Annotated in this window: 14 protein-coding genes; 13 read left to right on the top strand and 1 reads right to left on the bottom strand. The window is 41.4% G+C overall.

What is annotated here, in order from left to right; all coding sequences use genetic code 11:
- The first annotated feature begins 246 nt into the window (after positions 1–246).
- The 9 genes from QM865_RS03550 to QM865_RS03590 all read left to right on the top strand — a co-directional run bounded on the left by QM865_RS03550 (position 247) and on the right by QM865_RS03590 (position 8,612).
- Positions 247–654: a hypothetical protein gene (locus QM865_RS03550; RefSeq protein ID WP_414306023.1), complete on the top strand. Its 408-nt coding sequence runs from the start codon at positions 247–249 to the stop codon at positions 652–654.
- 205 nt (positions 655–859) lie between these two features.
- Positions 860–1,450, top strand: coding sequence for a class I SAM-dependent methyltransferase (locus tag QM865_RS03555; protein ID WP_414306024.1), 591 nt, complete (start codon positions 860–862; stop codon positions 1,448–1,450).
- On the top strand, positions 1,447–2,724 hold the full coding sequence (locus tag QM865_RS03560; protein ID WP_414306025.1) for a pyrimidine-nucleoside phosphorylase: 1,278 nt from the start codon (positions 1,447–1,449) through the stop codon (positions 2,722–2,724). The genes QM865_RS03555 and QM865_RS03560 overlap by 4 nt, the downstream gene beginning before the upstream one ends.
- A gap of 19 nt (positions 2,725–2,743) precedes the next feature.
- On the top strand, positions 2,744–3,406 hold the full coding sequence (gene deoC, locus QM865_RS03565) for a deoxyribose-phosphate aldolase (protein WP_414306026.1): 663 nt from the start codon (positions 2,744–2,746) through the stop codon (positions 3,404–3,406).
- Positions 3,393–3,782, top strand: coding sequence for a cytidine deaminase (locus QM865_RS03570; RefSeq protein WP_414306027.1), 390 nt, complete (start codon positions 3,393–3,395; stop codon positions 3,780–3,782). Before deoC ends, QM865_RS03570 begins: the two co-directional genes overlap by 14 nt.
- 89 nt (positions 3,783–3,871) lie before the next feature.
- A complete protein-coding gene (locus tag QM865_RS03575; RefSeq protein ID WP_414306028.1) occupies positions 3,872–4,924 on the top strand; it encodes a BMP family lipoprotein in 1,053 nt (350 codons plus the stop codon).
- A gap of 142 nt (positions 4,925–5,066) precedes the next feature.
- Complete coding sequence (locus QM865_RS03580) at positions 5,067–6,602, top strand: ABC transporter ATP-binding protein (RefSeq protein WP_033681960.1); 1,536 nt, start codon at positions 5,067–5,069, stop codon at positions 6,600–6,602.
- A complete protein-coding gene (locus tag QM865_RS03585) occupies positions 6,595–7,653 on the top strand; it encodes an ABC transporter permease (protein ID WP_153192461.1) in 1,059 nt (352 codons plus the stop codon). The genes QM865_RS03580 and QM865_RS03585 overlap by 8 nt, the downstream gene beginning before the upstream one ends.
- Positions 7,654–7,655: 2 nt before the next feature.
- Positions 7,656–8,612 carry an ABC transporter permease gene (locus tag QM865_RS03590; protein ID WP_414306029.1) on the top strand — a complete coding sequence of 319 codons (957 nt, stop codon included), beginning with the start codon at positions 7,656–7,658 and terminating at the stop codon, positions 8,610–8,612.
- 37 nt (positions 8,613–8,649) lie between these two features.
- Here the strand turns inward: QM865_RS03590 and plsY are convergent, their stop codons facing one another.
- Positions 8,650–9,291: a glycerol-3-phosphate 1-O-acyltransferase PlsY gene (gene plsY, locus QM865_RS03595; protein WP_223330085.1), complete on the bottom strand. Its 642-nt coding sequence runs from the start codon at positions 9,289–9,291 to the stop codon at positions 8,650–8,652.
- A 135-nt stretch (positions 9,292–9,426) separates the two neighbouring features.
- Between plsY and parE the strand changes: the two genes are divergently transcribed.
- The 4 genes from parE (at position 9,427) to QM865_RS03615 (ending at position 17,281) form a co-directional block, all read left to right on the top strand.
- Positions 9,427–11,370, top strand: coding sequence for a DNA topoisomerase IV subunit B (gene parE, locus QM865_RS03600; protein WP_414306030.1), 1,944 nt, complete (start codon positions 9,427–9,429; stop codon positions 11,368–11,370).
- Between the two features lie 27 nt (positions 11,371–11,397).
- Positions 11,398–12,216, top strand: a complete 819-nt coding sequence (locus QM865_RS03605) for an aminoglycoside 6-adenylyltransferase (RefSeq protein WP_414306031.1) — start codon at positions 11,398–11,400, stop codon at positions 12,214–12,216.
- Positions 12,217–12,420: 204 nt separating this feature from the next.
- Positions 12,421–14,901, top strand: a complete 2,481-nt coding sequence (gene parC, locus QM865_RS03610) for a DNA topoisomerase IV subunit A (protein ID WP_414306032.1) — start codon at positions 12,421–12,423, stop codon at positions 14,899–14,901.
- 328 nt (positions 14,902–15,229) lie between these two features.
- The gene (locus QM865_RS03615) at positions 15,230–17,281 is read left to right on the top strand and encodes a thiol-activated cytolysin family protein (RefSeq protein ID WP_414306033.1); all 2,052 of its coding nucleotides are present in this window, start codon (positions 15,230–15,232) and stop codon (positions 17,279–17,281) included.
- The last annotated feature ends 28 nt before the right edge of the window (positions 17,282–17,309 follow it).

Here is a 17,309-nt window from a genome sequence, read left to right on the forward strand (position 1 = left end):
ATGAAATCAAGCATTAGTAAAACCAGTGGAATTTACCCTGACACAGATTTCCACTGGTTTTTAGGATTTTTATCAGACTAACTTCCACTTGTACTAGCGGTGGAACTTAGTTTGGGAATTTACCAATATCGTATAATAGAGGTAGATAGAGGTTGACCAATTTATTGATGAAGTAGGAGCTACTTTCTCCTGACTTATAAGCTAATAAAGGGGGCTTTGGGATTCACAACTTATAGGAGGTGTGTCATGAAAATCTTAAAACCTTATATATTGGAACTCTGTTTTATTTTAAGTTTTGCCTTACCTTTTATAAAAGGGGTCAATGCGGATAATGGTAGACGCTTTGTGGAAATCTATTACAGTTTTACTTTTTTGATGGAACATGCCATTGTAACAGCTGTCTTTATCTGTTCGCTCTTGATTGCTTTCTTCCTAAAAAAACGGTGGACGAAATGGCTTGCTGCTGGAAGTTATCTATTTTTGATTTTGTGGATTGCTACAGAAGGGTATCTCTTCCGTATGTCACTAGAAGATTTGGTACGACTTTGGACAAGTTTGGAAATTCTGACACAAACTTATCAGTTGGGCTTTTATCTAAACATCTTGTTGGGAATCTTGTTGATAATGAAGCATTTGAAGGTTAAGCAATGGTAATCAAAATACTTCTGATGATAGACAATAAATCTGTTATTTTATCCTGACTGTGATACCTTATAGCTCCCAATGGCTTGGCAATCGTTTATAAAAGTTGAGAGATTGAAGAAAAGGTCTTCTTGACTAGGTTTCTTCAGTCTTTTTCATTTTGTCATCAATTTGTAAACGATTTACAATTTAAGGCAAATTATGGTAAAATAGTTTCATGAGTAAAATGTATTATGCAGAAAATCCTGATGCTGCTCACGACATTCATGAGTTGAGAGTGGACTTGTTGGGAGAAAAAATGACCTTTTTGACGGATGCGGGTGTTTTTAGCAAGAAAATGGTTGACTTCGGAAGTCAACTCTTGCTCAAGTGTCTTGAGGTCAACCAAGGAGAAACTGTCCTTGATGTAGGCTGTGGTTATGGGCCTTTGGGTTTGTCCTTGGCTAAGGCTTATGGAGTTCAGGCTATCATGGTCGATATCAATAATCGTGCCTTGGATTTGGCGCGACAAAATGCTGAACGAAATAAAGTAGAAGCGACGATTTTCCAGTCCAACATCTATGAACAAGTTGAAGGAAAATTTGACCATGTCATTTCCAATCCCCCTATTCGTGCGGGTAAGCAAGTGGTTCATGAAATCATTGAAAAAAGCAAAGATTTCTTGGAAACTGGTGGGGATTTGACTATCGTTATCCAGAAAAAACAAGGGGCTCCAAGTGCCAAGTCCAAGATGGAAGATGTGTTTGGCAATTGTGAAATCGTCAAAAAAGATAAGGGATATTATATCCTTAGAAGTGTGAAAGAATGAGAGCAGTTGATTTAATCCAAAAAAAACGAGACGGTCAAGAATTGACTTCGAGTGAAATTGAATGGCTGGTAGAAGGCTATGTGTCAGGAACTGTTCCTGATTATCAGATGTCTGCCTTTGCTATGGCTGTTTATTTCAAAGGAATGACAACACGAGAAATCTCTGATCTAACTATGAATATGGTTCAGACTGGGCAAGAGTTTGATTTATCCGCTATTGATGGGGTTAAGGTTGACAAGCATTCTACAGGTGGTGTTGGTGATAAGGTAACCTTGATTTTGGCTCCTCTTGTGGCTAGCTTTGGTGTGCCTGTGGCCAAAATGAGTGGTCGTGGTCTCGGCCATACTGGTGGAACAATTGATAAATTGGAGTCTATCAAGGGCTATCAAGTGGAACGCAGTCAAGAGGATTTTATTCGTCAGGTTCAGGATATTGGTGTATCGGTCATTGGGCAATCAGACCAACTGGTTAAAGCTGACAAGCTTCTCTACGCCCTACGTGATGTGACAGCAACTGTCGACACGATTCCTTTGATTGCGAGTTCGGTGATGAGCAAGAAAATTGCGGCAGGGGCGGATGCTATTTTGCTAGACGTGACTGTCGGTGAGGGTGCCTTCATGAAGACGGTTGATGAGGCGCGTGAGTTGGCTCAAACTATGGTGGAACTTGGTAAGGCAGTTGGTAGAAAAACGGTAGCAGTGATTACGGATATGAGCCAGCCTTTAGGGCGTGCTATTGGAAATCGTCTGGAGATCCTTGAAGCATTGGAGATTTTACAGGGTCAAGGACGTCAGGATATTACCCACTTCATCTGTGAATTGGCTCAAATTATGCTTGGCCTGGCAAATGTAAATAAAACAGTTGAAGAAGTCCGCCAACATCTTGAGAATGGTCAAGCACTGGCTAAGTTTGAGGAAATGGTCCAAGCCCAAGGTGGAGACTTGGAAGACCTCTATCGTCCTGTAAATGTAGCCCATGTGGTGGAAATCCCTGCTCATGAAACGGGTGTCATTTCAGCTCTTCCAGCTATGGAATTTGGGCTTTATGCTATGAGACTGGGGGCAGGCCGTGCAGTCAAGTCTGATGCCTTGGACTATGAAACAGGAATTGTTTTTGAAAAGAAGGTTGGAGATTCTGTTCAAAAGGGAGAAATTGTTGCAAAAGTATACACAAATGGAAAAATTTCTTCTCAGCTAGTTACAGATTTTCAAAAATATGTTAAAATAAATGATAGGGTGCAAAGTTTACGAGAAATTATAGAAATTATCTCATAAACTGCAGGAGAATCCGAATATGAAATTAAATAAATATATCGATCATACGCTTTTAAAACAAGATGCAACAGAAAATCAAATTGATTGTTTGTTGTCTGAGGCTAGAGAGTATGATTTTGCCAGTGTTTGCGTTAATCCGACCTGGGTTGAACATGCCAAAAAAGGGCTTAAAGGCACAGATGTCAAGGTCTGCACAGTAGTAGGTTTCCCTCTGGGAGCAACAACTTCAACTGTGAAAGCTTTTGAGACAAAAGAAGCTATCCAAAATGGTGCAGATGAGATTGATATGGTGATCAATGTTGGAGCTCTCAAATCAGGTAATTTAGCCTTGGTAGAGTCAGATATTCGCGCAGTTGTAGAAGCAAGTGGTGACAAGTTAGTGAAAGTCATTATTGAAGCTTGCCTTCTGACAGACCAAGAAAAAGTTGTGGCTTGCCAATTAGCTCAAAAAGCTGGAGCTGATTTTGTTAAAACATCTACTGGTTTTTCAACTGGTGGCGCTACGGTAGCAGATGTTAGATTAATGCGTGAAACAGTTGGACCTGATATGGGTGTCAAGGCTGCTGGTGGAGCTCGTTCTTATGAGGATGCTCTTGCCTTTGTTGAAGCAGGTGCGACACGTATCGGAACGTCAGCTGGGGTAGCAATTCTAAAAGGAGAATTGGCAGATGGCGACTACTGAGTTGATTGAACTGGCAATTGAAACCAGCAAACGTGCCTATGTCCCCTATTCTCACTTTCCTATCGGAGCAGTTTTAGTAGCCAAAGACGGAAGTGTTTACACGGGAGTGAATATCGAAAATGCTAGCTATCCTTTGACCAATTGCGGTGAGAGAACAGCCATTTTTAAAGCTATATCTGAAGGACAAAGAGAATTTTCAGAATTGATTGTCTATGGTCAAACTGAAAAACCGATTTCACCATGTGGTGCTTGTCGCCAAGTAATGGTCGAATTTTTTGAACAAGATCTAAAAGTGACTTTAGTCGCAAAAGATAAATCGACGGTCGAGATGACGGTCGGGGAATTACTTCCATACTCTTTTACAGACTTAAACTAGTCTGAGTCGCTCTCTGAGTGGCACGGTCCTTGTGACCAATCAATCCATACTTGCAACATCGTTGCACATCTTATTTAGGAGGTTCAGTAATGAACAAGAAACAATGGCTAGGCCTTGGTCTAGTTGCAGTGGCAGCAGTTGGACTTGCTGCATGTGGTAACCGCTCTTCTCGTAACGCAGCTTCATCTTCTGATGTGAAGACAAAAGCAGCAATCGTCACTGATACTGGTGGTGTTGATGATAAATCATTCAACCAATCAGCTTGGGAAGGTTTGCAGGCTTGGGGTAAAGAACACAATCTTGCAAAAGATAAAGGTTTTACTTACTTCCAATCAACAAGTGAAGCTGACTATGCTAACAACTTGCAACAAGCGGCTGGAAGTTACAACCTAATCTTCGGTGTTGGTTTTGCCCTTCACAATGCAGTTAAAGATGCAGCAGAAGAGCACACTGATTTGAACTATGTCTTGATTGATGATGTGATTAAAGATCAAAAGAATGTTGCTAGTGTAACATTTGCTGATAATGAGTCAGGTTACCTCGCTGGTGTGGCTGCAGCCAAAACAACTAAAACAAAACAAGTTGGTTTTGTAGGTGGTATGGAATCAGAAGTTATCTCTCGTTTTGAAGCAGGATTCAAGGCTGGTGTTGCGTCAGTAGACCCATCTATCAAAGTACAAGTTGACTACGCTGGTTCATTTGGTGATGCTGCTAAAGGTAAAACAATTGCAGCCGCACAATACGCAGCTGGTGCAGATATTGTTTACCAAGTAGCTGGTGGTACAGGTGCAGGTGTCTTTGCAGAAGCAAAATCACTTAACGAAAGCCGTCCTGAAAATGAAAAAGTTTGGGTTATCGGTGTTGACCGTGACCAAGAAGCAGAAGGTAAATACACTTCTAAAGATGGTAAAGAATCAAACTTTGTTCTTGTATCTACTTTGAAACAAGTTGGTACAACTGTAAAAGATATTGCTAACAAGGCAGAAAAAGGTGAATTCCCTGGCGGTCAAGTGATCGTTTACTCATTGAAAGATAAAGGGGTTGACTTGGCAGTAACAAACCTTTCAGAAGAAGGTAAAAAAGCTGTCGAAGATGCTAAAGCTAAAATCCTTGATGGAAGCGTAAAAGTTCCTGAAAAATAATGGATGGAGGTTATTTCTTAGGAAGCGGCCATCGGCCGCTTTTTAAGAGTTGAGACAAAGTCATTTTGTCTCAGTAAAGCTTGCTACTAGAGAAACTAGCAAGTTTTATTGAAATAAAATAAGACTCTGAAAGGAAGAGCACATGGCACACGAAAATGTCATTGAGATGCGTGATATTACCAAGGTGTTTGGTGAATTTGTTGCCAACGACAAAATCAACCTGCACCTACGAAAAGGTGAAATTCATGCACTTTTAGGAGAAAATGGGGCTGGAAAGTCCACGCTCATGAACATGTTAGCAGGGCTTCTTGAACCAACCAGTGGTGAAATTGTGGTCAACGGTCAAGTTGTCAACCTCGACTCCCCATCTAAAGCAGCTAGCTTGGGAATCGGAATGGTTCACCAGCACTTTATGTTGGTAGAAGCCTTCACAGTGGCTGAAAACATCATTTTAGGTAGTGAATTGACTAAAAATGGTGTGCTAGATATCGCTGGAGCTAGCAAAGAAATCAAGGCTCTTTCTGAACGTTATGGCTTAGCTGTTGACCCTTCTGCCAAGGTAGCAGATATCTCAGTTGGAGCCCAACAACGTGTAGAAATTTTAAAAACCCTTTATCGGGGAGCTGATATCCTTATCTTTGACGAACCAACGGCTGTTTTGACTCCATCAGAAATTGATGAGTTGATGGCTATTATGAAAAATCTTGTCAAAGAAGGAAAATCAATTATCTTGATCACTCACAAGTTGGACGAGATTCGAGCAGTTTCTGACCGCGTTACAGTTATCCGTCGTGGGAAATCAATTGAAACTGTCGAAATTGCAGGAGCTACCAATGCTGATTTGGCGGAAATGATGGTAGGTCGTTCTGTTTCCTTTAAAACAGAGAAACAAGCCTCTCAACCAAAAGAAGTGGTCTTGTCAATCAAAGATTTGGTGGTCAATGAAAACCGCGGTGTCCCAGCTGTGAAAAATCTGTCCTTGGATGTTCGTGCTGGAGAGATTGTTGGTATTGCAGGGATTGATGGAAATGGTCAGTCTGAACTGATTCAAGCCATTACAGGTCTTCGCAAGGTTGAATCTGGTAGCATTGAGCTAAAAGGAGATTCAATTGTGGGCTTGCACCCACGTCAGATTACAGAGTTGAGTGTTGGTCACGTTCCAGAAGACCGTCACCGTGATGGCTTAATTTTGGAAATGATGATTTCTGAAAATATTGCCCTTCAAACTTACTATAAAGAACCACATAGTAAAAATGGAATTTTGAACTATTCAAATATTACTTCTTATGCTAAAAAGCTAATGGAAGAGTTTGATGTTCGTGCTGCCAGCGAATTTGTTCCTGCAGCTGCACTCTCAGGAGGAAATCAACAAAAAGCAATTATTGCTCGTGAAATTGATCGTGATCCTGATCTCCTTATCGTCAGCCAGCCAACTCGTGGGTTGGATGTTGGTGCCATTGAATATATCCACAAGCGCTTGATTGAAGAGCGTGATAATGGGAAGGCTGTACTTGTTGTCAGCTTTGAATTGGACGAGATTTTAAACGTCTCAGACCGTATTGCCGTTATTCATGATGGTAAGATTCAAGGTATTGTGTCACCAGAAACAACCAATAAACAAGAACTTGGTGTCTTGATGGCTGGTGGAAACTTGGGAAAGGAGAAGAGTGATGTCTAAAAAATTACAACAAATTTCGGTTCCCTTGATTTCTGTCTTCCTAGGAATTTTACTCGGGGCCATTGTCATGTGGATCTTCGGTTATGATGCTATTTGGGGCTACGAAGAATTGTTCTATACAGCCTTTGGTAGTCTACGTGGGATTGGAGAAATCTTCCGTGCTATGGGGCCTTTGGTCTTGATTGGTCTTGGTTTTGCCGTTGCCAGTCGTGCAGGTTTCTTTAACGTCGGACTTCCTGGTCAGGCTTTGGCAGGTTGGATTCTCAGCGGTTGGTTTGCCTTGGCGCATCCGGATATGCCACGTCCCTTGATGATTCTAGCAACCATCGTGATTGCCTTGATTGCTGGTGGAATTGTCGGTGCGATTCCGGGTATTCTTAGAGCCTATCTAGGGACGTCAGAGGTTATCGTAACCATCATGATGAACTACATTGTCTTGTATGTAGGGAATGCCTTTATCCATGCCTTCCCTAAAGACTTTATGCAAAGTACAGATTCGACCATTCGTGTTGGGGCTAATGCAACCTACCAGACACCTTGGTTGGCTGAGTTGACTGGTAATTCGCGGATGAATATTGGTATTTTCTTTGCCATCATTGCCGTTGCAGTCATTTGGTTCATGCTCAAGAAAACAACCCTTGGTTTTGAAATCCGTGCGGTTGGTCTTAATCCACATGCTTCAGAGTATGCTGGTATTTCTGCCAAACGGACTATTATCCTATCAATGATTATCTCAGGTGCCTTGGCAGGTCTTGGTGGAGCTGTTGAAGGACTGGGAACCTTCCAGAACGTCTATGTTCAAGGGGCATCATTAGCTGTCGGATTTAACGGGATGGCGGTTAGTCTGCTTGCGGCTAACTCACCAATTGGTATTCTATTTGCAGCCTTCCTATTTGGTGTTCTCCAAGTTGGAGCCCCAGGTATGAATGCGGCGCAGGTACCGTCTGAGCTTGTCAGCATTGTAACAGCGTCTATTATCTTCTTTGTCAGTGTTCATTATCTTATCGAACGCTTTGTCAAACCGAAAAAACAAGTTAAAGGAGGTAAGTAAAGATGTCTATTACAACCTTGCTCACCCTCTTGGTGTCTTCTATGCTGATTTACTCAGCACCCCTCATCTTTACAAGTATTGGTGGTGTTTTCTCTGAACGTGGTGGTGTGGTAAACGTCGGCCTTGAAGGAATTATGGTTATGGGTGCCTTTTCTGGAGTCGTCTTTAACCTTGAATTTGCAGAACAATTTGGCGCAGCAACTCCATGGCTATCCTTGCTAGTTGCAGGATTGGTTGGAGGTCTCTTCTCTATCATCCACGCAGCAGCGACGGTTCATTTCCGTGCAGACCATGTTGTCAGCGGTACGGTATTGAACTTGATGGCGCCTGCCTTGGCTGTTTTCTTAGTGAAAGTTCTTTATAACAAAGGACAAACCGACAACCTAAGTCAGACTTTTGGACGCTTTGATTTCCCAGTTTTGGCAAATATCCCAGTTATCGGTGATATCTTCTTCAAGTCAACAAGTCTGCTAGGTTATATCGCGATTGCCTTCTCATTCCTTGCTTGGTTTATCCTTTTCAAGACCCGCTTTGGTCTTCGTCTTCGCTCTGTCGGCGAACACCCTCAAGCAGCGGACACTTTGGGAATCAATGTCTACAAGATGAGATATTTAGGGGTTATCATTTCAGGTTTTCTAGGTGGAATTGGCGGAGCGATTTATGCTCAATCCATCTCAGTTAACTTCTCGGTAACAACTATTGTTGGACCTGGATTTATTGCTCTTGCTGCGATGATTTTCGGAAAATGGAATCCAATCGGAGCCATGCTATCTAGTCTCTTCTTTGGGCTTTCACAAAGTTTGGCTGTTATCGGTTCTCAATTGCCGTTCCTACAAGGAGTGCCTACGGTTTATCTTCAAATCGCACCTTATGTCTTGACAATTCTTGTCTTGGCAGCCTTCTTTGGAAAAGCAGTCGCACCAAAAGCAGATGGTATCAACTATATCAAATCAAAATAAGCATACAAAAAACGTCAGTTCAGAATGAACTGGCGTTTTATTTTTTAGGATGTTGATTGGTTAGGTTCAATCCCCAAGGGACCAAATTTTCAGTCTTGTTTTTGATACGAGCGACATTATCCTTATGACGAATGATAATCAAACTAGCAAGAGCCAGGATAATAGCGATGAAGAGAGGGTCATAGTTGCTCAGGATAAAACCAAAAAGTGGAAAGAGTAGAACTCCGATAACAGCCGCGATAGATGCTGTGACACTAGACAGTGAAATCATACTACCAAGATAGAGGGTTCCAAAGAAAACAACTGCAAGGTAGAGACAGAAGACAGGCGCAAATCCGAAAACCACTCCAGCACTGGTTGCGACAGCCTTACCACCCTTAAATCCTGCAAAGATAGGGAAGGTATGGCCAATAACAGCCAAAAGTCCAAAGATGAGAGGCGAAACGCCTTGCAGATGAAACATAATTGGAAGAAGCGTTGCTAGAGTTCCTTTGAAAAAGTCAATCACAAAGGTTGCCATCCCCGCTTTCTTACCTAAAATGCGGAAGGTATTGGTCGTTCCAGTGTTACCAGAACCATGCTCGCGCAGATTGATTTGAAAGAATACTTGTCCAATCCAGAGACCAGACGGAATCGAACCTAGCAGATAGGCTAGGATTAATAAAACTATTGTAATCATACTCCTATTATATCATGAAATGGAGAAGAAAGGCAGAGAATCTCTTCTGAAATTGTCACACCAGAGAAAGAAAAATTTTGCAAAATCCTTGGAAAACTTGTAGAATAGTAAAGATGAACGAATAGGAGGTTCCTTGTGTCAAAAAAGGAAATCAATATTAATAATTATAATGATGATGCCATTCAGGTGCTAGAAGGGTTGGATGCGGTCCGAAAACGTCCAGGGATGTATATCGGATCGACCGATGGTGCTGGTCTCCACCACCTCGTCTGGGAAATCGTCGACAATGCAGTCGATGAGGCATTGTCTGGATTTGGTGACCGTATTGATGTGACCATCAATAAAGATGGCAGTTTAACGGTTCAAGACCATGGACGTGGGATGCCGACTGGAATGCACGCTATGGGGATTCCAACAGTTGAGGTAATCTTTACCATTCTTCACGCTGGAGGGAAATTCGGTCAGGGTGGCTACAAGACATCTGGTGGTCTCCACGGAGTGGGTTCTTCCGTTGTTAACGCCCTTTCTAGCTGGCTAGAAGTTGAAATCACCCGTGATGGCGCAGTTTACAAGCAACGTTTTGAAAATGGTGGAAAACCTGTCACGACTCTGAAGAAAATCGGTACAGCGCCCAAGTCTAAAACAGGTACCAAGGTTACTTTTATGCCTGATGCTAGTATTTTCTCGACGACAGACTTTAAATACAATACCATCTCAGAACGTCTCAATGAGTCAGCCTTTCTCTTAAAAAATGTGACCTTGTCTTTGACGGACAAGCGAACAGATGAAGCGATTGAATTCCACTATGAGAATGGGGTACAAGACTTTGTTTCTTATCTGAACGAAGACAAGGAAACCTTGACGCCAGTCCTTTACTTTGCAGGGGAAGACAATGGTTTCCAAGTGGAAGTAGCTCTCCAGTACAATGATGGATTTTCAGATAACATTCTGTCCTTTGTCAATAACGTTCGCACCAAGGACGGTGGAACACATGAGACTGGGCTCAAGTCTGCCATTACCAAGGTCATGAATGACTATGCGCGTAAGACAGGGCTTCTCAAGGAAAAAGATAAAAACCTTGAAGGGTCAGACTATCGTGAGGGGCTAGCGGCTGTCCTCTCTATTCTAGTCCCTGAAGAACATTTGCAGTTTGAGGGTCAGACCAAGGACAAGCTAGGAAGCCCTCTTGCTCGTCCCGTTGTGGATGGAATTGTGGCGGATAAGTTGACCTTCTTCCTTATGGAAAATGGGGAACTGGCTTCTAACCTTATCCGCAAGGCTATCAAGGCGCGTGATGCTCGTGAAGCGGCACGTAAGGCGCGTGATGAGAGCCGGAATGGTAAGAAAAATAAAAAAGACAAGGGCTTACTTTCTGGGAAATTAACCCCAGCTCAGTCCAAGAATCCTGCCAAGAATGAACTCTATCTAGTCGAAGGGGACTCTGCCGGCGGTTCTGCCAAGCAAGGTCGTGACCGTAAGTTCCAGGCTATCTTGCCTCTTCGTGGTAAGGTTATCAATACAGCCAAGGCCAAGATGGCGGATATCCTCAAAAATGAAGAAATTAACACCATGATTTATACTATTGGTGCTGGTGTAGGAGCAGATTTTTCCATTGAAGATGCTAACTATGACAAGATCATTATCATGACCGATGCAGATACTGATGGTGCCCATATCCAGACCTTGCTCTTGACCTTTTTCTATCGTTACATGCGTCCCCTAGTTGAGGCAGGACACGTTTATATCGCCCTTCCGCCTCTTTACAAGATGTCCAAAGGCAAAGGCAAGAAAGAAGAAGTAGCCTACGCATGGACAGACGGAGAACTTGAAGAACTCCGCAAGCAGTTCGGTAAAGGCGCAACACTCCAACGCTACAAGGGGCTTGGAGAGATGAATGCAGACCAACTCTGGGAAACTACCATGAATCCAGAAACCCGTACCCTCATACGTGTCACCATCGAAGACCTAGCACGCGCCGAACGTCGAGTCAATGTCCTCATGGGAGACAAGGTAGAACCACGACGTAAGTGGATTGAAGACAATGTCAAGTTTACGCTGGAAGAAGCGACAGTTTTTTAAGTTAGTTTTTAATGAATGGGTATCAACATGAGAACTGAAACAGAAATGCTCGATGTAATTTTAAAGACTGCTGAAACTTTACAAGTCGCGGCTGTCGCCATGTCTGGTTCACGGACAAATCCAAAGGCCCTAAAAGATGAATTTCAAGATTACGATGTAGTCTATGTTGTAGAGAATCTGGACGAGCTGATCTCAGATTTATCTTGGACAGATCAGTTTGGTAAACGTATTATCGAGCAAGAGGTTAGGTTGGGACATCGCCGTCTATTTCTTATGCTCTTTGAAGATGGCAATAGGATTGATTTGACCCTCTGTCCTAAAGAACACATCAACGAGTGGGTGGGTAGTGAGGCAGCATTCACAGTTTTAGTAGATGAGAAAGGTTTGTTTGAGTCTTATTCTCCCAGTCCTCAGCGTTACTGGACAATCCCAGCTACTGAAACGGATTTTGAAAAATCCTGTAATGAATTTTGGTGGGTGTCAGCCTACGTGGTTAAAGGAATTTATCGTAATCAACTCACCTATGCGATCGACCATCTTTATGGAATTTGCCAACAAGTGCTACTAAAAGTCTTAGCTTGGCAGGTAGCAAGTGATAGGGGAAAAGTCGATATCGGAAAGAACTACAAGTACCTCTTTAACTATTTGCTTGCTGAGAAAGAGAATGAATTCTCAAGTCTACTTGATTTCTCAAATAGTGATAAAATCATTCAGTCTTTGTTTGATACGATGCAACTTTTCCACAAAGAAGCTCAAAGTCTTGCCCAGAAGATGAGATTTGACTACGATAAGGAAGTGGCTGAGAAGATGATTGAGTATGTTGAGCATAGGCTTCTTAATCGCTGACTAATTAAAAAGATTAAACTACAGAAGGATAGTTTGGTTCTTTATAGTAACCGAACACCTTTTCTGTAAAAACCTACTCTATATTCTTTGAAAGGAGTTGAACACGCCCTAAATGACGCGTGAAAAAGATAAATTCTCTGGTGAGCTTGCTTACTTCAAGAATTTTCTATTTTCACTTTATGCTTTACGGGCTCTGTATCCTATATGAGTAACATTCAAAACATGTCCCTGGAGGACATCATGGGAGAGCGCTTTGGTCGCTACTCCAAGTACATTATTCAAGACCGGGCTTTGCCAGACATTCGTGATGGCTTGAAGCCGGTTCAGCGCCGCATTCTTTATTCGATGAATAAGGATGGCAATACCTTTGACAAGAGTTACCGTAAGTCGGCCAAGTCTGTCGGGAACATCATGGGTAATTTTCACCCACACGGGGATTCTTCTATCTATGATGCCATGGTCCGTATGTCTCAGGACTGGAAGAACCGTGAGATTCTAGTTGAAATGCACGGTAATAACGGTTCTATGGATGGAGATCCGCCTGCAGCTATGCGTTATACCGAGGCGCGTTTGTCTGAGATTGCTGGCTATCTTCTTCAGGATATCGAGAAAAAGACTGTTCCTTTTGCATGGAACTTTGACGATACGGAGAAAGAGCCGACAGTCTTGCCAGCAGCTTTTCCAAACCTTTTAGTCAATGGTTCTACTGGTATTTCAGCTGGATACGCGACAGATATTCCTCCCCATAATTTAGCTGAGGTCATCGATGCGGCGGTTTATATGATTGACCATCCAACGGCAAAAGTTGAAAAACTCATGGAATTCTTGCCTGGGCCAGATTTCCCGACAGGAGGGATTATCCAAGGCCGTGATGAAATCAAGAAGGCCTATGAAACTGGGAAAGGGCGCGTGGTTGTTCGTTCCAAGACTGAGATTGAAAAGCTAAAAGGTGGTAAGGAACAAATCGTTATCACTGAGATTCCTTATGAAATCAATAAAGCCAATCTAGTCAAGAAAATCGATGATGTCCGTGTCAATAACAAGGTGGCAGGCATTGCTGAGGTTCGTGATGAGTCTGACCGTGACGGTCTTCGTATTGCTATCGAACTCAAGAAAGATGCTAACACCGAGCTCGTTCTTAACTATCTCTTCAAATACACTGACCTGCAAATTAACTACAATTTTAACATGGTGGCGATTGACAATTTCACACCTCGTCAGGTTGGGATTGTCCCAATCTTATCTAGCTACATCGCCCACCGTCGTGAAGTGATTTTGGCCCGTTCCCGCTTTGACAAGGAAAAGGCTGAGAAGCGTCTCCATATCGTCGAAGGTTTGATTCGCGTGATTTCAATTTTGGACGAAGTTATTGCCCTTATCCGCGCTTCTGAGAATAAAGCTGACGCCAAGGAAAATCTCAAGATTAGCTATGATTTTACAGAAGAGCAGGCTGAGGCCATCGTTACCTTGCAGCTTTACCGTTTGACCAATACAGACGTAGTTGTCTTGCAGGAAGAAGAAGCAGAACTTCGTGAAAAGATTGCCATGCTTGCGGCGATTATCGGTGATGAACGGACCATGTACAATCTCATGAAGAAAGAGCTTCGTGAGGTCAAGAAGAAATTTGCGACTCCACGTTTGAGTGCTTTAGAAGACACTGCGAAAGCAATTGAGATTGATACAGCTAGTCTGATTGCTGAGGAAGATACCTATGTCAGCGTGACCAAGGCAGGTTATATCAAGCGTACCAGTCCACGTTCTTTTGCAGCTTCAACGCTGGAAGAAATTGGCAAACGTGATGATGACCGTTTGATCTTTGTACAAGCTGTCAAGACAACACAGCATCTTTTGATGTTCACAAGTCTTGGAAATGTCATCTATCGACCAATCCATGAGTTGGCAGATATTCGCTGGAAGGATATCGGAGAGCATCTGAGCCAAACCATTACCAACTTTGAAACTAACGAAGAAATCCTTTATGTTGAAGTAGTAGATCAGTTTGATGATGCGACAACTTACTTTGCTGCAACTCGTCTTGGTCAAATCAAACGCGTAGAACGTAAAGAATTCACTCCATGGCGGACCTATAAATCTAAATCAGTCAAGTATGCTAAACTCAAAGACGAGACAGACCAGATTGTAGCAGTAGCTCAGATTAAACTGGATGATGTTCTCTTGATTAGTCGAAACGGTTATGCTCTGCGTTTCAATATCGAGGAGGTTCCTGTTGTTGGTGCCAAGGCAGCAGGTGTCAAGGCTATGAATCTGAAAGAAGATGACGTCCTCCAATCTGCCTTTATTTGCAATACCTCATCTTTCTACCTCTTGACCCAACGTGGAAGCTTGAAACGTGTTTCTATTGACGAAATTCCGGCAACCAGCCGTGCTAAACGAGGACTACAAGTCTTGCGTGAGCTAAAAAACAAACCGCACCGTGTCTTCTTGGCAGGAGCAGTTGCAGAGCAAGGATTTGTTGGTGATCTCTTCAGTACGGAAGTGGACGGGAACGATCAAACTTTGCTTATCCAATCTAATAAAGGAACGATCTATGAAAGTCGATTACAAGATTTGAATTTGTCAGAACGAACCAGCAACGGAAGCTTCATTTCTGACACGATTTCAGATGAAGAAGTTTTTGATGCTTATCTTCAGGAACCTTATAAAGAATTTGAATCTAAGAGATGATAAAAAACAATGAAAAGCTTTGCATTGAGAAATTTGTTGAGCTATATATTTAAGAATTGAATTTGACTATATATACAAAAACGAACAGTGCTGATTCCCAACTTATAGGGACTTAGCCTGCTCGTTTTCTTGTTTTTAGTGGTATAGACCACTCTTTATTTGAATGTAAAAATATTAACATATGTTCAGTTATTCAATCTAGGTTAATAAAAAAATAATATTTTTTTAAGAAAACGATTGCATCTATAATATTTTTATGTTATACTCTTATTGTTTCAAGAAAGCGCGTTCAAGAAATAATTCGTACAAACATATATAGGAGTTTTTTATGTCTCAAAATAAACAAGATAAAGGATTTCGTTATTCTATTCGTAAACGTAGCGTTGGAGTATGTGGTGTTGCCATTGCAACATTTTTGCTAGGTTCTGGCCTTGTATTTCAAACAAATGTAGTAAAAGCAACAGAACCAAGCGTTGCTGAAGTTGCTGGTGAAAATATTGCTGCTCATAAGTCTGCAAGTCAGAGTTCGACTTATTATGATGCAGATGCTTCTAGAGCGGTTGACGGTAATCTAGATAATGTTTACAGACATCACTCAGTTACTCATACAAATTTTGAAGATCATGCTTGGTGGAAAGTTGATCTAGCAAAAGAAGAAGGTGTGGGAACTGTTCGTATTTACAATCGTGGAGACAGTAATGTAGGAGATCGTTTATCTAATTTTGATGTTATTTTGTTAGATAAAGATGGTAAGGAAGTAACTCGTCAACATGTTGATACCCTAAATAATCAACCAAAAGTTGATGTTCAATTCTCAGGAGTTAATGCACGATATGTAAAAATTGAATTAAATAAATCTAAAACTCCTCTTAGTTTGGCAGAAGTTGAAGTATATCGTGCTGTAAAAGAAGAAAAAGTAGTAGCAGATAAGAAAACAGAAAACAAAGTTAAAACAGAAAATAAAGATAAAAAAGATTATACTGCAGAGCTAAATAACTATTTATTTGGTTTAAATTATGATAAATTAAACATTTTGACTAGAAAAGGAGAAGCGTTAGAAAATTACACTAATACAAGCACAAAACAACAAGGAAATGAATTTGTGGTTGTGGAAAAAGTGAAGAAAAACCTTTCTAATGGTTCTGCAGATGTTGCCATTAATGGTAACGGAGATATCTTCTTAGGTGCTTTATTTAAAGCAAATCAAGACCTTCTAGAAAACAAACCACAACAAATTAGTTTAGATCGTAGCAAAGGTAGCATCAGTGTTGATTTACCAGGAATGGTAGGCGGAGATAGCTATGTAGATGCTAATCCAACTGCAAGTGGTATGCAGGAAGGTGTAAATACCCTGTTAAATCGTTGGCATGAAAAATATGCTGGTAAGAATCCTGCTCCAGCACGCATGCAATACGAATCAACTTCTGCTTATAGCATGAATCAATTAAAAGCAAAATTCGGAAGTGACTTTGAAAAAGTAGGAGTTAACTTAAAAATTGATTTTGATGCAGTTCACAAAGGTGAAAAACAAGTTGAGGTAGTTGATTTTAAACAAGTTTACTTTACTGCTAACTTTGATGCTCCAAAAAATCCATCCGATGTATTTGCACCAGGAGTAACGGTTGATCAATTGAAAACACGTGGAATTGATGAAAAAACACCTCCTGTATACGTATCAAGCGTTTCATACGGACGTCAAATGTATGTCAAATTTGAAACAACAAGCAAGAGTACAGAGTTGAAAGCAGCGATTAATGCTGTCATCAAAGGGGTGCCTATTAAACCAGAATCTGAATGGGCGCGTGTCTTGAAGAATACAACTGTAACAGTTTCAATCGTAGGTGGAAATGCTGATGGTGCTGCACGTGTTGTGACAGGTACAGTAGAAGATTTGAAGAAATTGATTCAAGAAGGAGCTACTTTCAGTACACAAAACCCTGCTGTTCCAATTTCTTATAAGACTGCATTCTTGAAAGATAATCAAGTAGCCACAATTCAAAGCAATACAGACTACATTGAAACTAAAGTGACTTCATATAAAAATGGTTACCTCAAATTACACCATAAGGGAGCTTATATCGCTCGTTACTATGTTTACTGGGATGAAGTAACTTATGATAAGGATGGAGTTGAAAGCATTCGCTCACGTCAATGGGAAGATAATGGTAAAAACAGAACTGCTGGTTTCCAAACTGAACTTCAATTTAAAGGAAATGTTCGTAATATCAGAGTGAAAATCCAAGAAAAAACAGGTCTTGTTTGGGAAAAATGGCGTACAGTTTACAATCGTACAGACCTTCCTCTTGTTCAAAAACGTACCATTGTTAACTCAGGTACAACACTAAGACCAAAATACGATGAAAAAGTTGAAAATAACTAATTTTTCACTTGTAAAAAGAATCAGTTTT

This window comes from Streptococcus mitis (genome assembly GCF_047462815.1).
Classification (GTDB): Bacteria; Bacillota; Bacilli; order Lactobacillales; family Streptococcaceae; genus Streptococcus; species Streptococcus mitis_DO.